At 58.8% G+C, this 17,131-nt stretch carries 16 protein-coding genes; 10 read left to right on the forward strand and 6 right to left on the reverse strand.

Features of this window, described 5'->3' with window-relative positions; all coding sequences use genetic code 11:
* Positions 1 to 57: 57 nt before the first annotated feature.
* Positions 58 to 1,260 carry an MFS transporter gene (locus tag FHT73_RS19875; RefSeq protein ID WP_112603976.1) on the reverse strand — a complete coding sequence of 401 codons (1,203 nt, stop codon included), beginning with the start codon at positions 1,258 to 1,260 and terminating at the stop codon, positions 58 to 60.
* A 157-nt stretch (positions 1,261 to 1,417) separates the two neighbouring features.
* Positions 1,418 to 2,110 carry a GntR family transcriptional regulator gene (locus FHT73_RS19880; protein ID WP_183714122.1) on the reverse strand — a complete coding sequence of 231 codons (693 nt, stop codon included), beginning with the start codon at positions 2,108 to 2,110 and terminating at the stop codon, positions 1,418 to 1,420.
* A gap of 317 nt (positions 2,111 to 2,427) precedes the next feature.
* Between FHT73_RS19880 and FHT73_RS29740 the strand changes: the two genes are divergently transcribed.
* The 6 genes from FHT73_RS29740 (at position 2,428) to FHT73_RS19905 (ending at position 9,537) form a co-directional block, all read left to right on the forward strand.
* Positions 2,428 to 2,556 (forward strand): hypothetical protein, encoded by a 129-nt coding sequence (locus FHT73_RS29740; RefSeq protein ID WP_281409874.1) that lies wholly within the window; start codon positions 2,428 to 2,430, stop codon positions 2,554 to 2,556.
* Positions 2,553 to 4,379, forward strand: a complete 1,827-nt coding sequence (locus tag FHT73_RS19885; protein ID WP_183714125.1) for an ABC transporter ATP-binding protein — start codon at positions 2,553 to 2,555, stop codon at positions 4,377 to 4,379. Before FHT73_RS29740 ends, FHT73_RS19885 begins: the two co-directional genes overlap by 4 nt.
* Before the next feature lie 44 nt (positions 4,380 to 4,423).
* Positions 4,424 to 5,959 carry an ABC transporter substrate-binding protein gene (locus tag FHT73_RS19890; RefSeq protein WP_183714128.1) on the forward strand — a complete coding sequence of 512 codons (1,536 nt, stop codon included), beginning with the start codon at positions 4,424 to 4,426 and terminating at the stop codon, positions 5,957 to 5,959.
* A gap of 63 nt (positions 5,960 to 6,022) precedes the next feature.
* The gene (locus tag FHT73_RS19895; protein WP_183714131.1) at positions 6,023 to 6,946 is read left to right on the forward strand and encodes an ABC transporter permease; all 924 of its coding nucleotides are present in this window, start codon (positions 6,023 to 6,025) and stop codon (positions 6,944 to 6,946) included.
* Between the two features lie 5 nt (positions 6,947 to 6,951).
* Positions 6,952 to 7,800, forward strand: coding sequence for an ABC transporter permease (locus tag FHT73_RS19900; RefSeq protein WP_183714134.1), 849 nt, complete (start codon positions 6,952 to 6,954; stop codon positions 7,798 to 7,800).
* Between the two features lie 6 nt (positions 7,801 to 7,806).
* Positions 7,807 to 9,537: a M14 family metallopeptidase gene (locus FHT73_RS19905; protein ID WP_183714137.1), complete on the forward strand. Its 1,731-nt coding sequence runs from the start codon at positions 7,807 to 7,809 to the stop codon at positions 9,535 to 9,537.
* Here the strand turns inward: FHT73_RS19905 and FHT73_RS19910 are convergent.
* On the reverse strand, positions 9,534 to 10,406 hold the full coding sequence (locus FHT73_RS19910) for a LysR family transcriptional regulator (RefSeq protein WP_183714140.1): 873 nt from the start codon (positions 10,404 to 10,406) through the stop codon (positions 9,534 to 9,536). The genes FHT73_RS19905 and FHT73_RS19910 overlap by 4 nt on opposite strands.
* Positions 10,407 to 10,510: 104 nt before the next feature.
* On the opposite strand from FHT73_RS19910, the gene FHT73_RS19915 reads away from it, so the two are divergent.
* The 3 genes from FHT73_RS19915 (at position 10,511) to FHT73_RS19925 (ending at position 13,591) form a co-directional block, all read left to right on the forward strand.
* Positions 10,511 to 11,749, forward strand: a complete 1,239-nt coding sequence (locus tag FHT73_RS19915) for a YbfB/YjiJ family MFS transporter (protein WP_183714142.1) — start codon at positions 10,511 to 10,513, stop codon at positions 11,747 to 11,749.
* A 17-nt stretch (positions 11,750 to 11,766) separates the two neighbouring features.
* Positions 11,767 to 12,249: a nuclear transport factor 2 family protein gene (locus FHT73_RS19920; RefSeq protein WP_183714144.1), complete on the forward strand. Its 483-nt coding sequence runs from the start codon at positions 11,767 to 11,769 to the stop codon at positions 12,247 to 12,249.
* A gap of 76 nt (positions 12,250 to 12,325) precedes the next feature.
* Positions 12,326 to 13,591: a glycoside hydrolase family 5 protein gene (locus FHT73_RS19925; RefSeq protein WP_183714147.1), complete on the forward strand. Its 1,266-nt coding sequence runs from the start codon at positions 12,326 to 12,328 to the stop codon at positions 13,589 to 13,591.
* A 51-nt stretch (positions 13,592 to 13,642) separates the two neighbouring features.
* Here FHT73_RS19925 and FHT73_RS19930 read toward each other — a convergent pair whose 3' ends face one another.
* The 3 genes from FHT73_RS19930 to FHT73_RS19940 all read right to left on the reverse strand — a co-directional run bounded on the left by FHT73_RS19930 (position 13,643) and on the right by FHT73_RS19940 (position 16,211).
* On the reverse strand, positions 13,643 to 14,707 hold the full coding sequence (locus tag FHT73_RS19930) for a glycosyltransferase (RefSeq protein ID WP_183714150.1): 1,065 nt from the start codon (positions 14,705 to 14,707) through the stop codon (positions 13,643 to 13,645).
* Between the two features lie 407 nt (positions 14,708 to 15,114).
* Positions 15,115 to 15,696 carry a hypothetical protein gene (locus tag FHT73_RS19935; RefSeq protein ID WP_183714153.1) on the reverse strand — a complete coding sequence of 194 codons (582 nt, stop codon included), beginning with the start codon at positions 15,694 to 15,696 and terminating at the stop codon, positions 15,115 to 15,117.
* 335 nt (positions 15,697 to 16,031) lie between these two features.
* Positions 16,032 to 16,211, reverse strand: a complete 180-nt coding sequence (locus FHT73_RS19940) for a hypothetical protein (protein WP_162700996.1) — start codon at positions 16,209 to 16,211, stop codon at positions 16,032 to 16,034.
* A 355-nt stretch (positions 16,212 to 16,566) separates the two neighbouring features.
* Between FHT73_RS19940 and FHT73_RS19945 the strand changes: the two genes are divergently transcribed.
* Positions 16,567 to 17,103, forward strand: coding sequence for a GNAT family N-acetyltransferase (locus FHT73_RS19945; protein ID WP_183714156.1), 537 nt, complete (start codon positions 16,567 to 16,569; stop codon positions 17,101 to 17,103).
* Positions 17,104 to 17,131: the final 28 nt, after the last annotated feature.

Raw genomic sequence — 17,131 nt, forward strand, 5'->3', positions numbered from 1 at the left:
TCACTTACGCAATACTCGATGCCTCGTCAATGAGTTTCATCAGCCGAACGACCGCCCCTAGCTATGCCGCCTCACCCTTTCGAAGAAAAGCAGCAAGCCGAGCCCCAGCAAACCGGCAGCGGCTCCGATAAGCGCCGTTCCGGAATAATTGCTGACGGCCGTGCCGATCGCGAAAAGAAGGGCGCTGAGACCTGCGCTCAGAAAGATATTGACCGAGATCAGGGCGCTGCCCAAACCCGGGCGCTCGGCAATCAGATCCTGCAGGTAGGTGATCGGAATACTGATCAGGGCAGCTGCCCCGATGCCGCTGATGAGGGTCAGCGCATAGACATGCCAGGGGGCAGATGCCAATCCGAGCAGAACCAGATAAACGATATAGATGACGGTGCCGATCGCCAGCGCCATTACGTGACTCATGATCCGCTGTGCACGTCCCCACAAAACGATGAAGATGATTTCGAGAAGGGCAACGATCCCAACCAAAATGCCGATATCAGTCACGGTTCCGTGTGCCGCACCGGTGACGATAAGCGGCAGGATGGCGCCGTTGACATGCAGCGTGCTGCTGATCAGCGCGACAGCGATCAGGCGCAGGAAGACCGGTGGCGAAATGACCTCACCCAGCGCGGCAAGATAGGAAAGATGATGGGCAGCAGCCTTGTCTATGCCATCCTGGCGCGGAAGGAAAATCGCGATCAATCCGAAACAGGCGACGCAGGCGAGACCGGCGAACAGATAGGCCGGCAGCATGCTCGCTGAATTTGCAAGCAGCGCTCCGGTTATCCCAGGCACCAGCACCCAGGAAAGGGAGATCATCGCACGCACGCCGGAATTGACCGTGGCGATATCGTTGCGCTCCATTCCCCTCGTCGCAACGCGGACATTGGCAAAGAGCAGCGAGTTGAGCGAGCCGTAGATCGGCAGGAAAAACAAGGCGCTGAGCACGAAAGTCGCCTGTGCCGGAACGACATAGACGGCGCCATAACCCAGCACGCCGAAAGTGGCGACCGTCAGCATCATAACCCGATATTGGCCGAGCCTGTCGGCCAGATTTCCAAGCAGGATACTGACGACGACATTCACCGCCGCCGCGCAGAAGATCAGCGTCGAATAGAGCCCGTTACTGAGGCCGAGTTCGCGGATACCGACGACCGATTGATAGGGCGAGGTCGCTGCTCCGGCAAAACCGAAGGCAAAGATCGCAAGCATGCTCACCCGTATGGTCGGGTCGCGGAAAACGTCGGGAAGGAGACGGGTCATTGGCGGGGTCGGGTATGTTGCAAAGTAGGCCTTTATCCGAGGCGCTGGGATATCCTTCCGTCAAAGCTGATCAAGACGCAAATGATTGCATCGCGCTTGACCTTCTCAGACGCGGATTGCCCACATCATTCATCATATCAATGGTGGCAATTGGGCGTCAGCCAGGCATCGCGCGCGAATAGGCGGCCAAAATAAAGCGTTCGGCGTGGAACAGATATTTCTCCAGCGCGGCGGCGGCACTCGCCGGCGCCCCCTCCTCCAGATGCGCAAGAATGGTCGCGTTCTGGCCGACATAGGGTGCGTGCAGATATTCGGGATCACGGATCAGCCCAAAGACGAGGCGCAGCTCCAGCGAGATCTGCGCATAGAAGGCCGAAAGCCTGGGACTGTCGGCAAGCTCGACGATCGCGGCATGAAAGGCGATATCGGCGCTGCCGACCTCCAGCCATTCGCCACGCTCACGATGCTGGACGGCGGCATCGATGGCGGCACGCATCTTGTCGACGCTTGGGTGGCGGTGATGTGCATTGGCGAGTGCCAAACACTCGATCAGGCGGCGAATCTGGAAGATATCCATGATCGTCGAAATGCTCGGCGTGGAAACGAAGACGCCGCGATTGGCCTCGTGGCGTAGCACGCCCTCTTTCGTCAGCAGCCGAAAAACCTCGCGCAGCGTATTGCGCGAGACCTGCAACTCCTCGCAAAGAGCCGCCTCCGAGAGATGGCTGCCAGGCGAGAGCGTGCCGCTGATCACGCGCTCTCGGATGCGGGCGGCGGTCAGTTCTGCAACCGTCTGCCCCGTCTCCGCGACGGTCGCCGGCTCGATGCTGGCAAGATTTGTCTGCTTCATTCGCTCTCCCGGCGCCCGCACTCAAATGTCTTCGATGCCTGCCTATATCAAGCATTTGCTGGAACGCGAGCGGCGTTGCCATGCTTGCCTGCGGCAGTCACACCGTCCCAACGGCAAGTCCGCTGGACGATTTCATGCAGGTTTGTCCCATTTTTCGTTGGCAATATGAAAATTGTTGAACAATATAGACCAGATTGTCGTTTGATGCTATCTCACGGCCTAACAAATATAATGGGAACGCAGATACAGATGTTCATGAGACGCCTGTCTTGTAGAAAAACATCGCCTGCTTTTGTCAGGCTGCAACAGGTGCCGGCATGAGCATGCTGCGGTCCGAACTTGGTGGCGATCCCAGCGAGTGCGCCTGCATCATCGATGCAAAGAACAACGCGGCTATCATTCCGGATGCCATGAACGACCTGCCCAATACCGAGGTAAGCGCATGACCAAGGCCGCTGGCGACAACAAACCGCTTCTGTCCGTAACGGATCTGACTGTGCGGTTCGGCGAAAACCGCGTGGTCGAAGGGCTTTCATTTTCGGTCGAGCCCGGGCGAACGCTCGCAGTCGTCGGCGAATCCGGCTCCGGCAAATCGGTGACCTCGCTTTCGGTCATGCGCCTTGCCGATATGATGGGCGCGCGCTTCCAGACCGGCAGCATCATCTTCAACGGCAAGGACCTGCTGAAGCTCTCGCAGAAGGATATGCGCGCAGTTCGCGGCAAGGAGATCGCCATGATCTTCCAGGAGCCGATGACCTCCCTTAATCCCGTCTTCACCATCGGCGACCAGATCTGCGAAGTCCTTCTTCTTCATGAGAAACTCGGCAAATCCGCCGCAATGGCGGAAGCCCGTCGCCTTCTGAAGATGGTACGCCTGCCGGATGCGGCCGCCCTTTTGAACCGCTATCCGCATCAGCTTTCCGGCGGCATGCGCCAGCGCGTCATGATCGCCATGGCGCTTGCCTGCCGTCCGAAGCTGTTGATTGCCGATGAGCCGACGACGGCGCTCGACGTGACCATCCAGGCGCAGATTCTCAACATCATGCGGGACCTGCAGAAGGATCTCGGCATGGGTATGATCTTCATCACCCACGACATGGGCGTGGTTGCCGAGATGGCTGATGATGTCGTGGTCATGTGGAAGGGCAAGAAGGTCGAAGAGGGTCCGGTTCGCGAGATATTCGCCAATCCGAAACACCCTTATACGAAGGCACTTCTCGCCGCAGTGCCTAGGCTTGGCAGCATGACCGGTCAGGATTTTCCGAAACGCATACCGCTGACTGTCCTCGACGGCGGCGAGCCGAAGATCGTCGGTGAAGAACGGGTCCAGAATACTGCCCGCTACGACCAGCAGCCGCTCCTGTCGGTGCGCGATCTCTTCGTGCGCTTTGATATCAAGAAGAACATATTCGGTCAGGTCACGCATCGCTGCAGTGCCGTCCAGAAGGTCGCTTTCGATATTCATCCCGGTGAAACCCTGGCCCTCGTCGGCGAATCCGGCTCCGGCAAGTCAACGATCGGACGCACCATCCAGCAATTGCAGAAAGCGCGCTCCGGCGAAATCACCTTCAATGGCAAGAGCTTTGCCGCCATGTCGGCGCTGGAGCGTTTCCGCCTGCGCCGCGATGTGCAGTATATCTTCCAGGACCCCTTCGCTTCGCTCGACCCGCGTAAGACTGTGGGATTCTCGATTGCAGAACCGATCAACACGCATGGCATCATCACTGGATCGAAGGCGGTTCGCCGCCGGGTGGACGAGCTACTGGAACGCGTCGGGCTGACGTCAGCCCATGCCGATCGCTATCCGCACGAGTTTTCCGGCGGCCAGCGCCAGCGCGTCTGCATTGCCCGCGCCCTTGCCTCCGATCCGAAACTCATCATTGCCGATGAGGCGCTTTCCGCTCTCGATGTTTCGATCCAGGCCCAGATCATCAATCTCTTGATGGATCTTCAGGCCGAACGGGGGCTCGCCTATCTGTTCATCAGCCATGACATGGCGGTGATCGAAAAGATCAGCCATCGCGTCGCCGTCCTCTATCTCGGCCAGATCATGGAGATCGGCAGCCGGCGGCAGGTCTTTGAAACGCCGATGCACCCCTATACGCAGCGCCTGATTTCGGCCGTGCCGATCGCCGACCCGACGCAGGAGCGCAGAACCGCGCTTATCGAGGGCGAGATCCCCAATCCGGTCCGCCGCGTCGGCGACGAGCCGCCGATCCTGGCTCACGAAGAAATCACCTCAGGCCACTTCATCGCCAAGAGCGCCTGAACGACCGCCAACCATCGCATCGATCTGAAGAGGAAACAGGTTCAATGAAAAGAATGAAATGGGGATTGAAGACCGCTCTGACCGCACTCGTCATGTCGAGCGTCGCCATCACCGCCGCTCCCGCTTTCGCGGCCGGCAAGCTGACGGTGTCGTCGTCGCAGGATCCCGGCAGCTGGGACCCGATCGACACCTTCCTGGTGGCATGGGCCGCTGTTTCGACCAACATCTTCGACGGCCTCACGTATCGCGGCCCCGATCTCAAGCTGGTACCGGGCCTTGCCGAATCCTGGGAAGAGCTGGATCAAGGCAAGCGCATCCGCTTCAAGCTACGTCATAATGTGAAGTTCCATGACGGCGAGCCCTTCAATGCCGAAGCGGTGAAGTTTACCTTCGATCGTCTGCTCGGCGAGCAGGGCGCCAAGGGACCGCAGCGCTCGAACTACACGGCGATCGAAAGCGTCGACATCATCGACGACTACACGGTCGATATGAAGCTGAAGACGCCCGATCCAGTGCTTTTGACGAAGCTTGCCGGCTATGGCGCGATGATCGTTCCGCCGAAATACATCAAGGAAAAGGGCGAGGACTATTTCAACCTCAACCCGGTCGGGACCGGCGCCTTCAAGTTCGTTTCCTATACGCCGAAGGTGAACATCAAGCTCGAAGCCAATCCGGATTACTGGGGCGGCGCGCCGAAGCTTTCGGAGCTCGAATACCGCTTCATCAGCGAGCCGGCGACGGCCGTTGCCGAGCTTCAGGCCGGCCGCGTCGATCTCGTCATCCCACCGACCATTCCGATCGGCATGCTGCCGGTCATCCAGGGCGATTCCAAGCTGGAAATCGCCAGCGTTCCAGGCCCAACGGTCGATGCGCTGCGCTTCAACACCCGCGACGGCATCACCGCCGATCCGCGCGTGCGCAAGGCGATCATCATGGCCGTCGATCGCGACACGATCGTCAAGTCGATCCTCGCTGGACAGGGAACCGAGATCGTCAGCTTCCAGAACTCCCTGTCCTTCGGCTACGATGCCGATCTGAAGCCACTTCCCTATGATCCGGCAGGCGCCAAGAAGCTGCTCGCCGAAGCCGGCGTGAAGCCGGGCGCGGCATTGCAGATCGACATTCGGGGCAATGATGCGACGATGAACGAGGTGGCGCAGGTCGTCGCAAGCTACCTGCAGATGGTCGGCCTCACCGCAACCATCAAGCCGTATGAAACCAACGTTCTGCTGAACGACATCATCCCGCAAGGCAAGACCGGCGCGATGTTCCAGCAGAAATGGGGCGGCTGGACCTTTGATTACGACAACACCGCCTATTCGATGTACCACTCCGGCGAAAAGTGGAACCCTTATGAAAAGGATGCCGCTCTCGACAAGCTCCTGGAATCGCAGCGCCCGCTCACCGATCGCGCCGAGCGCGAAAAGGTGCTCAAGGACATCGGCAAATATGTTGCCGACAAGGCGCTGGAACTGCCGCTCTACAACAGCAATGCGATCTACGGCGTCAGCAAGCGGGTCAAGGGCTTCGTGCCCGCTCCCGATACGCGCATCAAGCTGAACGAAGTCACCGTCGATTAATCATCCAGCAAGACGCCGCCGGCCCGCCCGGCGGCGTCACTAGAAAGCTCTTAGGGTAAGAACGTGGCCGGTTTTCTCATCAAGCGATTGCTGCAGGCGATTTTCGTCGTGATCGCCATCACCCTTCTCGTCTCATTCGCCATCCGACTGACGGGCGACCCTGCCGTGATGATGTTTCAAGGCGGCGGCAGCATGACGGAAGAGGATCTTGCGCGTATCCGTACGGCCCTCGGCACGGACCAGCCCTTCCTCGTGCAGTATTTCACCTTCCTGAAGGGACTGCTGACGCTCAATTTCGGCCGCAGCTTCACCGGCGGTACGCCGGTCTCTCAACTGATCGCCAATGCCTTGCCCGCCACGCTGCTGCTTGCTTTCATTTCCATGGTGGTCTCGATTGCGCTCTCCATCCCGCTCGGTATCAAGGCGGCGACGGCACGTGGAAAGACGGCAGACCAGATCATTCGCGTTCTCTCGCTGCTCGGCCTTTCCTTCCCAAATTTCTGGCTGGCGCTGATGATGGTGCTGTTGTTTTCCATCACGCTCGGCTGGCTGCCGCCGAGCGGCATGGTCGGGATTTCGAGCTATGTCATGCCGGCGGTGACGATGGGCGTGATCCTGACGGCGACGAACGTCCGCCTGGTGCGCACCGCCATGCTGGAGACGCTGCAATCGCAATATATCATGGTCGCGCGCGCCAAGGGCCTCAGCGAGAGCAAGGTGCTCTACAAGCACGCCCTGCGAAATTGCGCCATCCCGCTCATTACCTATTTCGGCATCCAGTTCGGCGGCCTGCTCGGCGGCATCGTCGTCATCGAGCGTGTCTTCAGCTGGCCCGGCCTCGGCACACTGGCATTCGACGCCGTCGGCGCCCGCGACTACCCGGTCTTGCAGGGCGTGATCACCGTGCTGGCGCTGTTCATCGTCGGCGTCAATCTTCTCGTCGACATCGCCTATGGACTTGTCGATCCTCGTATACGCACGGAGTAGTGCTGATGGCCGCCACGATTTCACGCCGCTCGCGTTTCTACAGCTTCGAATTCATCGCTGGAGCCCTGATCACCGTCATCATCTGCCTTGCCGTGCTTCTCTCCGATGTACTCTTTCCCGGCGGCGCCGAAAAAATCGATCTGATGGCAAGGCTTGCAAAACCCTTCGCCAGCCTCGCCCATCCCTTCGGCACCGATCCGCTCGGGCGCGATGTGCTGGCCCGCGTCGTCGCAGGTGGCAAGATATCGCTGAGTGTCGGCCTCACCTCCGTGATCGGCGGCGTGGTGCTCGGCGTGCTGGTGGGGCTTGCCGCGGGTTACTATCGCGGTATCTGGGACATGCTGCTGATGCGCTTTGCCGATATCCAGCTCGCCATGCCCTTCATTCTCCTGGCCATTACCTTCATCGCCATCGTCGGCGGCAGCCTCACCAACACGATCATCCTGCTCATCGTGTCGCAATGGGTGCAATATGCGCGCCTCGTGCGCGGCTCGGTGCTGAGCCTGCGCGAGCGCGAATTCATCCTCTCGGCACGCGCGATCGGCGTCAAAGACTGGCGCATTATCTTCCAGCATCTGCTGCCGAATCTTCTGGGACCGGTGATCGTGCTGATGACGCTGAACATTGCCAACAACATCCTTCTGGAAAGCAGCCTCACCTTCCTTGGCATGGGTGTCGACCCGACAATTCCGAGCTGGGGCGGCATGCTGGCCGATGGGAGAACCTATCTGCAAACCGCCTGGTGGGTGAGCCTCTTCCCTGGCCTTGCAATCCTTTTGACCGTGCTCGGTCTCAATCTCCTCGGCGACTGGCTGCGCGATAGCCTCGATCCGACTGGCAGAACGACAAGGTAGAATATCATGGCTATGATTTTCGAGAGACGTTTTGAGCGCACACTGTCGCGCCTTGTTGCCGATGCCAAGCCTGGCCAGAACTTCGAAGCCTGGACCTTCGATGACAGAGAAAGCCGCCAGCAGGCAGAGCGCGAACTCAGGGAAAAAGGCGTACAGGCCCGCATCCGCAGCGCTTACAAGCCGCTGGTCAATGCCTTTATCGAGGAAATCGACCTGCATGATGTGAATGCGATCGAGATCCGCTATCCGGTTCATCCCAACGCACCGGATAATCGCTTTCGCCTTGAAGCATATCCGCTCGCTGCAATGGTGGGAAATCGCGAGATCACCTTTGTCGCAAGAGCCGATAGCGACTTTCATTATGACGTTCTGCTGAAAGGCAATGCCGGCCAGGAACGTCGATCGAAGGTGCTGGCGCCCAATCGCGTGCATGTCGACGCGGCCGAGGAAACCAGCGTTTCTCCGACCGGCTGGCTGATCCGAGATGGCGATGCGGCAGGCGAACGGCTCGCCACGGACTATGAGCAGCTCTTCGAGGAGACGATCAACGCGGTCACGCACTTCGACTGGGGCGCAAGCGAACCCTATTTCGAGGAACTGAACATTCGCGTTGCCCTGCCGGCGTTGGATGAGACCCTGCCTGTCGGCGACGAAGTCATGAGCCTTCGCGAGGCGCTGCATGAGGACTTCTATTTCTCGCTGCTCGAATTCTTCCAGAAAAAGTCAGGCCGCCCGCTCGGCGACCGCGGCTTGAAGCCGGGGCAGATCGTTCCGCAGATTCTGCCCTCCTCCGGCGATATTTTCGTCCGAGTGGAAACGCAGCCGCTGACGTCTCGCTATTGGGATGGAGCCGAACAGCAGATCGAGGCCGCAACGGAACCTGTGGCTGTGCAGCAGATCGAGGCCGAACTCAAAGAGATTGGCGGCGAAGCATTTGAGGCCCTTACTCGCTCCGGCCGCACCGTCAGAGCCCGCTATATTAAGGGCCGCGATGCAGCCGTTATGATCAGCGGCGGGCAGCACGCCAACGAGACAACCGGCGGTGCGGGTGCCTTGCGTGCGGCCCGTCGGCTTGCCAAGCTCGAAGGCGTGCATTTCACTATTTCGCCCCTCGAAAATCCCGACGGTTACGCCCTTCATCAGCGCCTGCGTAGGGACAGCCCGCGGCACATGTATCATGCCGCCCGCTATACCGCGCTCGGCGACGATCTCGAATATCGGACCGAAGAGACCGCCGGTCCCTATCTCTTTGAAAAGAAAATCCGCTTCCAGGCGGAAAGTCTGAGCGGCGCGCGGCTGCACGTCAATCTCCACGGTTACCCGGCCCATGAATGGACGCGCCCGCTCTCCGGCTATGTCCCGCGCAATTTCGCCATGTGGACACTGCCCAAGGGCTTTTTCCTGATTGCTCGCTATCATTCCGGCTGGGCCGCTCAGGCGGAGCAGCTTCTCGACAAGGTCACCCGGCACCTCGGCGCCATACCGGGTCTGCTGAATTACAACGACCGCCAGATCGCACTCTATGAAATACATGCCGGCGAAACAGGCTTCCGCATCATCAACGGCTTCCCCTGCCTCGCCAATATCGACGATCGCCATACGGTGCCTATGACCTTGATAACCGAATATCCGGACGAGACCATTTATGGCGACGCATTCATCGCCGGCCATACCGCGCAGATGGAAACGGTGCTTTCCGCCTATAGCGCCTGGCAGGAAATCATGGCTTCGAGCTAGGCCGTACGCGTCGAACGAAGCATATCGAGAAGCGCAGTCATGGCGCTCGTCGTATAGGCGTCCGATCGGCGTACGAAGAGCGTATCCACCAGCGACCGCTCCGGCGGAAGCGCGTGGATTGCGACCCTGCCCTCCCGGGCGGCGGCAGCGACGACGCCTCTCGGCAGAAGAGTCATGCCGACGCCGGCCGACACGCAGCTTATGATCGTGTCGAGAGAACCGAATTCCAGCGGCTTCGAGGTGACGATCCCCATCTCGGCAAGAAGCGACTCCAGCCGCTGGCGGTAAGAGCATCCGATCTGGAAGACGATAGTCTTCAGATCGACAATGCCGGCCAGATCTTTCATTCCACGAATGGCAGGCGTTGTAACGAGGACAAGCTCCTCTTGAAATATCACCTCGTGATCGAGATCGGGGTGGTTGACGGGACCCGCCACGAAGGCGCCCTCGACCCGGCATGAAACGACATCGTCGATCAGCCGGCGGGTCGTACCTGTTGTCACGACAAGACGTACCTGTGGATAGGTCTTGGCGAACCGGCCCAAGAGCGGCGACAATCGCAGCGCCGTGGTTGTTTCCAGGCTGCCGATTGAAAGCGTCCCGCCCGGCTCGCCATCATCTTTGGCGGCGGTGCGGGCATCGGCCAGAAGCTTGGTGATGCGACCGACAAATGGCAGAATTCGTTGTCCCGCCGGTGTGGTCGACACGCCCCTTGCATGCCGCTGGAACAGGCTCACGCCCAGCTCTTCTTCTAGTGCCCGGATCCGCGCCGTCACATTCGATTGAACAGTGTGCAGCTCCTGCGCCGCCCGGTTCATGCTGCCATGCCGCGATACCGCTTCGAATACCCTGAGATCGGATACGTCCATCTTCGTCTTATCTTCAATAGAGATAACTGCTCTCATAATAACTCAGTTTTTATGATACAACATGCGGCGTATTCTCTCAAGCACAGATCGCTGAGAGAGTTCCCATGACCGACACTGCCGCGCATGAAACCGACCGGAATCATCAGAATGCCCGGATGGCATGGCGTGCCATCCTGTCGGCATTCTGCGCTTGCCTGATCGGCATCGGCCTTGCCCGCTTCGCCTATACGCCGCTTCTGCCTGCCATCGTCGATACCCATTGGTTCGAAGCCTCGGCAGCCGCCTATCTCGGTGCCGCAAATCTTTCCGGTTATCTGGTCGGCGCATTGCTCGGGCGGACGATCGCCGCACGCACTTCCACCGTCCTGACGCTCAGGATCATGATGCTTGCCGCAACGGCAGCCTTCTTTGCCTGCGCCTTTCCCGTCAGCTTTTCATGGTTCTTTGCGTGGCGTTTTGCAGCCGGCCTTGCCGGTGGCGCCCTGATGGTTCTGGCAGCGCCGACCGTCCTGCCGCTGATCGCACCGTCTCGCCGAGGGCTTGCCAGCGGCATAATCTTCATGGGCATCGGCGCTGGCGTCGCATTATCGGGCACATTGGTTCCACTTCTGCTGCAACAGGGCTTGCGCGAAACCTGGCTTGGCCTCGGCGCCCTGTCGCTGCTGCTCACGATCATTGCCTGGGCCGGATGGCCGCACGATGTCGCTGGCCACACTGCCACAAGCCATAATGCCATGCATGTCCCGAAACGCTGGACGCTGCGTGCGCTCTACATCGAATATGCGCTGAATGCCGCTGGCTGGGTTCCGCACATGATCTTCCTCGTGGATTTCGTTGCCCGCGGATTGGGAGAGGGCTTGCAGGTCGGTGCGGAATACTGGGTGCTGTTTGGCCTCGGCGCCACCATCGGCCCGATCCTTGCCGGCCATCTGGCTGATCGCACCGGTTTTGCCGCAGCGCTGCGGTTCGCCTTTCTTCTCGAGGCAGTCGCAGTCGCCATTCCCGCCTCTGGCCTCGGGCAGGCTTGGCTCATCGCCTCGAGCCTGATCGTCGGCGCCTTCGTAACCGGCACGGTTCCCTTGATGCTCGGCAGGATCGCAGAACTGCTGCCGCACCATCCGGCGCAACAGAAAGTCGCGTGGAGCCTGGCAACCGTATTCTTCGCCCTGTTTCAGGCGGCAGCCGCCTACGGACTTTCCTTCGTCTTTGCCCGAACCGGCGGAAACTACGGCGTGCTCTTCTTGATCGGAGCCGGCGCAATGATTCTCGCTCTGGCGATCGACCTCTCTGTCGCGGCGTTTATCCGCACTCCGCGGGAGCACATTCGAGATCATGATGCATGACGACAGGAGAATTGGAGATGACGGAACGCTTGACCGAGATTACCGGCGGCGAAAACATGGTAGGGGATGGCGGCGCCCTCGATGCCCTCATCGGCTTTTATCGCGCCTTCAATGCCGGCGACCTGGACGCACTCGCCGCCAACTGGGCCGATAGCGACAGGCCAAGCATGGACAATCCGATCGGAGGCATCCGGCGTGGATGGCCGTCGATCCGTGAGGGCTATGCGAAGCTGTTTGGTGGAAAGGCGAAAGTCCAGGTCGCATTCCACGATTTTACCAGCCAGGGCGGCGATGACTGGCACCTGTTCGTCGGGCGTGAGAGGGGAAGTTGCGTCACGGCCGGCAGGAGTATCGAGCTTCGCATTCGAACGACACGCTGGTTCACCCGGATCGACGGCGTCTGGCGTCAGCTTCACCATCACGGCTCCATCGAGGAACCTGCCCTGCTTGCTGCCTATCAGGAAATCATCTTCGGCGGACCATTGGAGCGGCCGGCGTAGATGTTGTCACGAGACTTTGGCCCTCTGCGCGCTACCTTGCCCACATGGCGCCAAAGTTTCACGCGAGTTGGGATTCATGAGGCATTTTTTGCTGTTCCTTACCAGCCTGTCCATTATCTGCCTTGGGTCATTTGCACCGCCGGCGCAGGCCGAGGGATTCGTTCGCGCCGATCATCAGCGGATCGTCGACGGCAAGGGCGATCCGCTGATCCTGCGCGGTCTCGGCCTCGGCGGCTGGATGGTGCAGGAAGGCTACATGATGGGCCTTGCCAATCTCAAGGCGCAGCACGTCATTCGCCACCGCATTTCCGAAATCATCGGCGAGAAAAGGACCGAGCAATTCTATCGATCCTGGCTCGATAACGCCGTGACGAAAGCCGATATCGACGCGATGGTCAAATGGGGTTTCAACAGCGTGCGCCTGCCGATGCACTGGAACCTGTTCATCGAGGACAAGCACGGCAGAAACACGTCCAAGAACATTGTCTGGAACGAAGAAGGCTTTCGGCGGATCGATCTTCTGATCCGCTGGCTGGAAGCCAATGACATGTACTTGATCCTCGACCTGCATGCGGCACCTGGCGGCCAGGGTCACGACATCGCCATTTCCGACCGCGATCCGGACAAGCCCTCGCTCTGGCACAGCGATGAGAACCAGGCAATGATGATCGCGCTGTGGACCGAGATCGCCCGTCGCTACAGGGACGAGCCGACGATTGCGGGTTACGACCTGCTTAACGAGCCGAATTGGGGTTTTCAGGACAAGAAAGACAAGGGTGGCTGCCGGGAGACCGAAAACCGGCCGCTGCGCGACATCTATCGGCGCACTATCAGCGCGATCCGCGCAATCGACACGAAGCACATGCTTATTATCGAGGGCAATTGCTGGGGCAACAATTATGCCGGCGTACTGCCGATCGATGACCGCAACACGGCGCTCAGCTTTCACAAATACTGGACGCCGACGACGCAGGAATCGATCGAGCCTTTCCTGAAGCTGCGCGAACAATATGACATGCCGCTCTGGAACGGTGAATCCGGCGAAAACAATAATGAATGGTATGCCCGCGCTGTAGAATTGCAGGAGAAGAATGGTATCGGCTGGTCGTGGTGGCCATTGAAGAAGATGGGCGCGGGCAACCCGCTGGAGATCAAGACGAATGCAAATTATCGTCGCCTGATTGCCTATCTCCGCGGCGAGGGCAGGAAACCTTCCGCCAGAACCGCCTTTTCCGGATTGATGCAGCTTGCAACCGACGGCCGCTATGACAGGAATATCCATCATCAGGCCGTGGTCGATGCCTTGATGAGACCATCGCGTAAATCAGGCACGGCCGAATAGGATCAGTGTCAATTCATTGGCGCAAGAGACTCCATGCCTTCAGGAATCCAGCTATCCCATCGCATGCCTGATGGTTTTCGAGAGGCGCAGGAGAAACGGAGGCCGGGACGAGGCCACAAGCTTCCACGAGAGGATAGTCTTTGCCATATCCCTGGGCAGGACACCGACGGAAAGAAACCATCCGGCCAGCATCAGCCGGCGCTTTCGCGACGCATTCATCTTAAGACTGGCAGCCGCGCCGGCCGCGGCTAGAGAGAGTCTGGAATCATTCGCGACAGGATGCTGGTCCCTGTCGATGCAAAGCGATGCCAGACGCTCCTCCAGATGCACGGGGTCGTGGAGGCCGGCATCGTCACGCATGTTCAGTCCGATCTCGCTTGCCTGATCCGACAGGGCCTCCAGCCGGCGGAAATCATGTTTTATCCGCCAGCGCGCGCGCTGTCCGAGCTTTTCCGCGAAGACAGAATGATTTGCACCATGAATACGATAGGCGCCGAGGCAATCTTCGATGGAGGTTACCTCACCATGAAGCGGCGCAACCGTGGCAAGATATCCATCGGCTCCCTGCCGAAACTCCGGCTCGGGCACCGGCATGACCTTGTCCAGCACCGCACGCTTGAATGCCAAACCGCTGGTGACCGTCGTCTGATAGCGGCCTTTCCGCAGCAGTTCCGGAGTGACGTCGCCGGAATCGAAGGGCAATTCGACAGGCGGGAATACATCCTTCACCTGCATTTTCTCGTCAACGATATGCAGTCTGAACTGCACCTGTGCTGTCCTGTCCTCCCAGGCTTCGACAACTTCCGATACTGCATTCGGATAAAGATAATCATCCGCATCGAGAAACAGCACGATCTCGCCATGGCTGGACGTGAAGCCTGTGTTGAACGCGGCAGCATGTCCACCGTTCATCTCACGCAGACATGTCTTTATTCGAGAGCCATAGGAGGCGATGATATCAGCCGTCGCATCGGTCGATACATCATCGACGACGATGACTTCAGCCTCATCGTAATCCTGTTCCAATGCGCTATCGATACTGCGCCTCAGAAAATGCGCGTAATTATAGTTCGCAATGACGATAGACACGGGAACGCGGTCTTGGATGGAATGCATCGCATTGAACCTCGCAGATCTGCTTTGGTTGCGGCGAACCTTCTCATTCAGGTCCTTATGGATGAGCGCGTTGCAAACAGGGATATGCGGTGATGCAGGCTGATGCCTCACGAACATATCAAGCAACGGCTATTGGATCATGCCGATCCATCTTGCCTTTCCAAGTCTCACCAGTTTTATGGCTTTTGAATGACCGACACACATGATGGAAATTTCACCGATCCACTCATGCGATAAAGTCCGAAGCGCCAGCTATGCCTATCGCGATCCGAGTATTCGTTCCTGTCCGTGAAACGGCATCTGCAACATAGATGCTGCTAGATGCTACGTCTCACCTCAACTGACGCATAGTCCTTCATGCAGAAGGAAGACAAAATGAAGCCCGCGCGAGGCGGGCTTCTTCAGCTTCATTCTGCCGCGCCGGCGGCCTTCGTCCTGCGAGTGCGCTTCGGCTTTGCCGCTTCTGCGGCAGCCGGTGCGGGAGCTGCCACAGCAGCCTTTGCCCGGGTAGCTCTCGTCGACGTCTTGGCGGCAGCGGGCTTGGCGGCAGCCCGTTTTGCCGCTGCGGGCTTTGCCTTGGCTTTCGCTTTGGACGTTGTTGCCTTGCCTCCCGTCTTTGCCGCGTTCAGGAGTGCGACACGACGCTGGCGGTTCTGCTCGAGAGCCTGCTGGAAACCAACATCGTGTTCCGCATGATAGGCGAGATCATCTAGAAACTCAGCCACGTCCTTGATGGTATCGACGACGACATAGCTCAAGCCGCGACCGGCATTGATCGAGTCACGACCGACCGTTACGCCATATCCGCCCGGAACGCGCTGGAACCAGGTGGAGCGCCACTTCTTGAAGCCAGCCGCGTCGCGCTCGTACTCCTCCAGATATGCCTTCTGTTCTGCTACTCGGGCACGAAATGTATCAACAACGTTCCGCGCACCAGCCTTCGGCTTGTCAGCCTTTTTGGAAGTCCATTTCTCAAGAAAGTTTGCCATTGATCTGATCTCTTCAGGTTAGCGTTCCTTGTCACGCCGCCATCGCTTCAAAAAAGCTGACGGAGCTCCTCCACAGGGATGCACGCATATATGTAAAGGATAGATGTATAATGGCAACATAATCCGTTATTATTGCGGGGCAAATCGCATTTCGGCCGTCCTATCGCCGCCTTTTCGACCCCGAAGCGCAAATTTCTTATCTTTTCATTCGCTGGGACAGGCCGCTCTCGTTCCGATCTGGAACTTCGACACCCTCATGCTGCTGCGCATACTCGCTTCGAAGTAACCCACGACAGTATAAAACTTGTGGCGTATCGACAATTTATTGATAGCAGCTAGCGCTGACCGCTATTTTGTTGTCCGGCAAATTCATAGGTGTTCATCGATGCGACCACCTTCGTCAGGTCGCCATGCCGATCGAACAAGAACTTTGTTGCAGCATCTTGATCGAAGCTATCATGTTCGTATGCCGCATCTTCAATGCGGATATGATTGAGCAAACGTTCTGGAAACAATCGACGAAGACGTCATAGACGCGAGTACCGCCAGCGCCAGCGCGCTGCCTCAATGAAGGCTACGGCACGGCTTCAGCGGTCGGCGGGGATCTGCGGGAAGACGCGGCGATAAAGGACCGGACCGCGAAAGGGGGTTCGCCCCTCGTAAACGGAACGCTCTCACGGCCGGTCCCACATTCCCGCAGGCCAGGCCCGCAAGAGGCGGCGCTTTTGCGCGCCCATTGCGGCAATATATTGGCTAAGACTAAAAAACGGCAGCTTGATAAAATCGCTTCCCATCATCATCTCGCGCGGAGATAGTAAACTCACGAGCCCTCACCGCACATCGCCATCTTTCTACCGGCAAGACACTTCCATGATGACAGCAAAATCAATCCAGCGCTCTTCTATCGAGACGGCACGCCTCCGCTTGCGCCCTACCTCGGCCATCGACGCTACACGCGCATTCGAAATCCAGAGCGACTGGGCCGTGACACGTATGCTGAGCAACGCCTCATACCCTCCGGACGAAAGCGATATCAGAGATTGGTTTTCCAGCCATGGGCGCGAATGGGCCGAAGGCTCCGCCTATCGTTTCGCCATCGAACAAGAGGAAAGAATGATCGGCATCGTCGACGTCGATGGCATTACCGGGAGCGAGGGCAGCCTTGGCTATTGGCTGGAAAGGCAAGCCTGGGGAAAGGGCTATGCCTTCGAGGCTGCGCGAGCACTGATCGGCTTTGCCTTCCAGGTGGTCGGCTTGTCCAGGCTCGAATCCGGTCACGCATCCGACAACCCCGCCTCGGGACGGGTGCTGACCAAACTGGGCTTTAGGCCAGTCGGCAACAGAGAGCTTTTTTCACGAGCGCGCTGCGAAGCCATCGTCCAGTGCCGCTATATGCTTGAGCGTTAAGTGCCGCGACCCCATAGAAGACCCAGCG

Source organism: Rhizobium sp. BK098, from assembly GCF_014193155.1.
Classification (GTDB): domain Bacteria; phylum Pseudomonadota; class Alphaproteobacteria; order Rhizobiales; family Rhizobiaceae; genus Rhizobium.

Excerpts from the sequence above, each read along its gene's own strand:
- FHT73_RS19890 (WP_183714128.1), top strand. The coding sequence starts at position 4,424 with ATGAAAAGAATGAAATGGGGATTGAAGACCGCTCTGACCGCACTCGTC.
- FHT73_RS19885 (WP_183714125.1), top strand. The coding sequence starts at position 2,553 with ATGACCAAGGCCGCTGGCGACAACAAACCGCTTCTGTCCGTAACGGAT.
- FHT73_RS19910 (WP_183714140.1), bottom strand. The coding sequence starts at position 10,406 with ATGGACGTATCCGATCTCAGGGTATTCGAAGCGGTATCGCGGCATGGC.
- FHT73_RS19925 (WP_183714147.1), top strand. The coding sequence starts at position 12,326 with ATGAGGCATTTTTTGCTGTTCCTTACCAGCCTGTCCATTATCTGCCTT.
- FHT73_RS29740 (WP_281409874.1), top strand. The coding sequence starts at position 2,428 with ATGAGCATGCTGCGGTCCGAACTTGGTGGCGATCCCAGCGAGTGCGCC.
- FHT73_RS19935 (WP_183714153.1), bottom strand. The coding sequence starts at position 15,696 with ATGGCAAACTTTCTTGAGAAATGGACTTCCAAAAAGGCTGACAAGCCG.
- FHT73_RS19930 (WP_183714150.1), bottom strand. The coding sequence starts at position 14,707 with ATGCATTCCATCCAAGACCGCGTTCCCGTGTCTATCGTCATTGCGAAC.
- FHT73_RS19905 (WP_183714137.1), top strand. The coding sequence starts at position 7,807 with ATGGCTATGATTTTCGAGAGACGTTTTGAGCGCACACTGTCGCGCCTT.
- FHT73_RS19900 (WP_183714134.1), top strand. The coding sequence starts at position 6,952 with ATGGCCGCCACGATTTCACGCCGCTCGCGTTTCTACAGCTTCGAATTC.
- FHT73_RS19920 (WP_183714144.1), top strand. The coding sequence starts at position 11,767 with ATGACGGAACGCTTGACCGAGATTACCGGCGGCGAAAACATGGTAGGG.
- FHT73_RS19945 (WP_183714156.1), top strand. The coding sequence starts at position 16,567 with ATGATGACAGCAAAATCAATCCAGCGCTCTTCTATCGAGACGGCACGC.
- FHT73_RS19915 (WP_183714142.1), top strand. The coding sequence starts at position 10,511 with ATGACCGACACTGCCGCGCATGAAACCGACCGGAATCATCAGAATGCC.
- FHT73_RS19880 (WP_183714122.1), bottom strand. The coding sequence starts at position 2,110 with ATGAAGCAGACAAATCTTGCCAGCATCGAGCCGGCGACCGTCGCGGAG.
- FHT73_RS19875 (WP_112603976.1), bottom strand. The coding sequence starts at position 1,260 with ATGACCCGTCTCCTTCCCGACGTTTTCCGCGACCCGACCATACGGGTG.